Annotated in this window: 1 protein-coding gene; it reads right to left on the minus strand. The window is 36.8% G+C overall.

Going from position 1 to position 930, the window contains the following annotated elements; all coding sequences use genetic code 11:
* Nucleotides 1-348 precede the first annotated feature (348 nt).
* The gene (locus N1032_RS24115; RefSeq protein WP_259543002.1) at nucleotides 349-747 is read right to left on the minus strand and encodes a hypothetical protein; all 399 of its coding nucleotides are present in this window, start codon (nucleotides 745-747) and stop codon (nucleotides 349-351) included.
* Nucleotides 748-930: the final 183 nt, after the last annotated feature.

Below are 930 nucleotides of genomic sequence, written 5' to 3' on the forward strand. Positions count from 1 at the left end.
ATAACCATCCAATGTCTCACCATATGTTCTAATATGTTCGTTTCACTTAAAATCTCCGGTTGTACTTCCATAAACAGTCTTTCCGTCCAACGGGTCTGTAGAAACATTGGCGTGACCATCAAATGCCGGCATACCAGTAATCTTTCCATATCAATCTTCTGTAAATGTAGAATCATATTTACCTTGAACATAAGTTGCCGCATTGGCGTTATCACTCAAGAATTGTGTCAAGTATGCATTTTCCAGATTGTTTATATATCCGCTGTCGAGTCCTTTTCCTGGGTCTCATATCCCAATCACAGCCCCCGGAGCAATATTATGTATATATCGTTTCAATGTTTCAACTGTTCATACACTACCAAAATCAGAAGCAGGAAGTTGAAGATTGACCGTAGTGCCCGCTTTCACAGTTTGAACATTTGAATAATTGGATAAATACATATTTTCATAATCACTTATCGGAGACCAAAACAAGTAATTTAGGTCTTCTGATGAGTTAGTTGAAATATCTCCCGGTAATGGAAGTTTGTTGATAGGACTTATTGTATCATCAAGTTCAGTTGTCGTTATCTTTCTGTCTGACTGCAACACCTTCATGCTTGAAACATTAAGTGTTTCTGGCAATTCCAATGTAGATGATGAACGGTAATCCCCTGTTTTCGAAAATCCTTTTCTGAAATATTGACTTTTTGCTATAAATTTTATAGTTGAAAATGACTGGATATTGTTTGAGTCATATATAGACACGCCAGTTTGTAAAAACTTTACACCCGGCAAGAAAAATACATCTGTATCAGCAGCCGGTGTAGAACTTCCGGCATATACCTTAACTTTCTTCTGATTGCTTCAATATTCAATATTTCCCAATGCTTCCAAGTACCAAGGAAGGTAAAGTTCATTGAATTGATTCCCTCCCTTACCTATTGTATA

The organism is Herbiconiux daphne, from assembly GCF_024979295.1.
Lineage (GTDB): Bacteria > Actinomycetota > Actinomycetes > Actinomycetales > Microbacteriaceae > Herbiconiux > Herbiconiux daphnes.